This window comes from uncultured Rikenella sp., from assembly GCF_910579375.1.
GTDB lineage: Bacteria > Bacteroidota > Bacteroidia > Bacteroidales > Rikenellaceae > Rikenella.
The window spans coordinates 1-3469 of record NZ_CAJTUJ010000189.1 but is presented as its reverse complement, the minus strand read 5'-3'; the positions used below and the strand labels follow the sequence as shown (position 1 = coordinate 3469).

The following is a 3469-nucleotide window of genomic DNA, read 5'->3' as shown; positions in this document are numbered from 1 at the left end:
CCTACTTCAGCGGTCGCGCGCGGTCGAGCTTTGACCCGCCTGAAACTGTCCTGCGCGGGCGGCGGACGGCTAATAAGGCAGAGACAACCCTAACAAAACGCCCGATGGGCGCCCCTGCGGGACGGAGCGATACTGCGTATCGCTTAACCTGTTCGGCCCAGTTCTTGGTGCGCGCCTTGGGAAATCTTGTCAAAACGCGCAAGCGCATTTTGACGATTTCCCTCCTAAGGCGTGGCGTGCGGCTTGGTTTGAGGGTACTGCGCTTGGGCCGCGCTGGCCCCACGTCCCGTGGACGGGAAATGTTTACGCATTTCCACTGGCAGCCTCGGCCCAACCCTTCGTCCGCGCGCTTGTTGGTCGCCGCTTCCCTAAATATGAAAACCTACAACCCCCGTTCGGCCTGGGCCTGGCAGGCGGTAATCGCTACCAGATTCACGATGTCGCTCACGGAGCAACCTCGCGAAAGGTCGTTGATCGGGGCGGCCATACCTTGCAGAATCGGCCCGATGGCTTCGGCATCGGCCAAGCGCTGAACGAGCTTATAGGCGATGTTTCCCACTTCCAAGGTCGGGAAAACCAGTACGTTGGCACGACCGGCGATCTTGGAGTCTGGCGCTTTCTTGGCGCCTACGCCCGGCACGATGGCGGCGTCGGCCTGAAGCTCGCCGTCGATCTTCATGTCCGGTGCCATCTCCTGGGCCAACTTCGTGGCTTCGACGACTTTATCTACCATCTCGTGTTTGGCCGAACCTTTGGTCGAAAAGCTCAGCATGGCGATCCGCGGCTCCATCCCGACGATCGCACGCGTGGTTTTGCCGGTCTCGACGGCGATCTGTGCCAGCTCCGGGGCGGTGGGGTTCGGATGCACGGCGCAGTCGGCGAAGATCATCATTCCGTTCTCGCCGTAGTGCTTGTCTTTCAGGAGCATAATGAAGGCGCCCGAAACTACCGAAATACCGGGCTTGGTCTTCACGTACTGGAAAGCGGGCCGCAGCACGTCGCCGGTGGCATTCCCCGCACCGGCCACTTCGCCGTCGGCGTCGCCGGCTTTGATCATCATTACGGAGAGATACAACGGATTGATAATGAGTCGTTCGGCATCTTCCCGCGTAAGTCCTTTCGAGGCGCGAATCTGGAGCATCAGGTCGACGTAAGCCTCTTTTTTCGGATGGTTGGCCGGATCGATGATCCGGATGTCGCCGTTCAGCACGTGTTCCAGTCCCCAGTCTTTGGCCAACTCTTTGAGTTCGCCGGGGTTGCCGATCAGGGTGATCTCGGCGATGCCCTGTTCAACGATCTCGTTGGCGGCGCGCATGGTGCGCTCTTCGTTCCCTTCGGGCAGTACGATGCGCTGCTTGGCGGTGCGCGCCTGTTCTTTGATGCGGTTTAAAAGTTCCATTATTTCGATAATTTTATTGTCATTCCCAAGGCGGTGGCCCCAAAACAGAGTGCGAGGCTCAGGCCGATATAGAGCAGGGCGGTGTGGGTCTCGCCCGCCCGCAGCAGGCGCACGCTTTCGAGTGAAAAGGTCGAAAAGGTGGTGAAGCCGCCGCAAAATCCCACTACGCCTAAAAGATGTCGGGCGGTGCCGGTCTCGAAATGCTGTAAAAGCAGCCCGATTACGAATGATCCGACGAGGTTGACGCTCAGCGTGGCCCACGGAAATCGCCCTTCGCGTTCGGCGAACAGGGCGGCGAGGGCTACGGAGGTGCCGTAACGTGCTACGGAACCGGCGAAGCCGCCGAGACCTACCCACAATAAGTTGCTCCACATAATGCTAACAAAGGTACTATTTTTATTTGTGTCTTTGTTCTTTGTGCCGGACGGAACCGTACCTTTTCTGAAGAAAAGGTACCCAAAAGACTTTTGCAGAGGTCGTCCCAACGGGACGACCACGGGTTATCTCCGCCTTCCTCCTCGCCGCTCGGCAATTTGCAAACTATGTTTGCATTGCCCTCGCTGGCAGCGTCGGTTTTCTGGTTCTCGCTAACTGCGCTGCGCTTGTTTTCCTCCTCGCCGCTTACCATAGTCCGTAAACGGCCTCTGGATTCGCTGGCAGCGTCGGTTGTTCACAAAGAGAACAGTACTCTCCGGAATCAAAGAAAAGTAGGTTACAAATAATTAATTTGTACCTTCGCAGTGGTTTTCACATTTTAAATCTGTCATACGATGAGCAAAGGACCGATTTCGCAGTTTATTACGCACAATTACCGGCATTTCAACGCGGCGGCGCTGGTGGATGCGGCGAAGGCTTACGAAGAGCACATGAATGCGGGGGGGAAGATGATGATTACGCTCGGTGGGGCGATGTCTACGGCGGAGCTGGGGATTTCGCTGGCCGAGATGATCCGGCAGGACAAGGTGCAGATCATTACCTGTACGGGGGCCAATCTGGAGGAGGATTTGATGAATCTGGTGGCCCACTCGCATTACAAACGGGTGCCGCACTATCGCGACCTCACGCCGCAGCAGGAACGAGAGTTGCTGGACAATCACCTCAATCGGGTGACGGATACGTGTATCCCGGAGGAGGAGGCATTCCGGCGGTTGCAGGGACATATGGAGAAGATTTGGAAGGAGGCGGACGCACGGGGGGAACGTTACCTGCCGTATGAGTTCATGTACAAGCTGATTCGCAGCGGGGTGCTGGAGCAGTATTACGAAATCGATCCGAAAAACAGCTGGATGTTGGCGGCATGCGAGAAAAATCTCCCGATTATCGTGCCGGGGTGGGAGGATTCGACGATGGGGAATATCTTCACGTCGTATGTCATCAAGGGCGAAATGAAGGCTTCAACGGTCAAGGGGGGGATCGAGACGATGATGTTCCTGTGCGATTGGTACAAGCAAAACAGCGGCGGAAAGGGTGTGGGATTTTTCCAGATCGCCGGGGGGATTTCGGGCGACTTCCCGATTTGCTGTGTGCCGATGATGTATCAGGACTTGGGGTGGGAGGAGACGCCGTTCTGGGCTTATTTCTGCCAGATTTCGGACTCGACGACTTCCTATGGGTCGTACTCGGGGGCGGTGCCGAACGAAAAAATTACGTGGGGCAAGTTGGATATCGATACGCCGAAGTTCATCGTGGAAAGCGATGCGACGATCGTGGCGCCGCTGATGTTCGCTTACATTCTGGGCTGGTAGTTCGGTAGGGTTTGATAATTTGCGAGTTCGGGCCGTCCTTGGAATTAAGGACGGCCCGAACCTTTTTCTGTGGGGTGTGTTGTTATGCATGGGGTGGGCGGAGGCGGCCATAGCGAAACGTAGTTTCGCCCGTCCACGGGACGTGGGGCCCGCGCGGCCCGAGCGCAGTACCCTCCCGTAGGACAGCCGCGCGCCGCCGCCTGAAGAAGCGATTCAACTATTTCGGCGGCGAGCCGAAAATAGATGAATCGCGCAAGGCGCGCGAAAAGCGCGGCGGAGCGAAAGCGGAGCCGCAGTGAGGCGGACACGGGACGGAGAACTGGGG

The 3469-nt window shown here is 57.5% G+C and carries 3 protein-coding genes; 1 reads left to right on the top strand and 2 read right to left on the bottom strand.

What is annotated here, in order from left to right:
- Window positions 1-382: 382 nt before the first annotated feature.
- A complete protein-coding gene (gene pta / locus QZ302_RS09465) occupies window positions 383-1399 on the bottom strand; it encodes a phosphate acetyltransferase (RefSeq protein WP_294594783.1) in 1017 nt (338 codons plus the stop codon).
- The gene (gene crcB, locus QZ302_RS09460; protein WP_294594782.1) at window positions 1399-1773 is read right to left on the bottom strand and encodes a fluoride efflux transporter CrcB; all 375 of its coding nucleotides are present in this window, start codon (window positions 1771-1773) and stop codon (window positions 1399-1401) included. The genes pta and crcB overlap by 1 nt, the downstream gene beginning before the upstream one ends.
- Before the next feature lie 396 nt (window positions 1774-2169).
- Here crcB and QZ302_RS09455 point away from each other — a divergent pair, with 396 nt between their 5' ends.
- On the top strand, window positions 2170-3144 hold the full coding sequence (locus QZ302_RS09455; RefSeq protein ID WP_294594780.1) for a deoxyhypusine synthase family protein: 975 nt from the start codon (window positions 2170-2172) through the stop codon (window positions 3142-3144).
- The last annotated feature ends 325 nt before the right edge of the window (window positions 3145-3469 follow it).

What these genes read in the sequence shown, in the direction of transcription:
- crcB (WP_294594782.1), bottom strand. Translation starts at nt 1,773, where the DNA reads ATGTGGAGCAACTTATTGTGGGTAGGTCTCGGCGGCTTCGCCGGTTCC.
- QZ302_RS09455 (WP_294594780.1), top strand. Translation starts at nt 2,170, where the DNA reads ATGAGCAAAGGACCGATTTCGCAGTTTATTACGCACAATTACCGGCAT.
- pta (WP_294594783.1), bottom strand. Translation starts at nt 1,399, where the DNA reads ATGGAACTTTTAAACCGCATCAAAGAACAGGCGCGCACCGCCAAGCAG.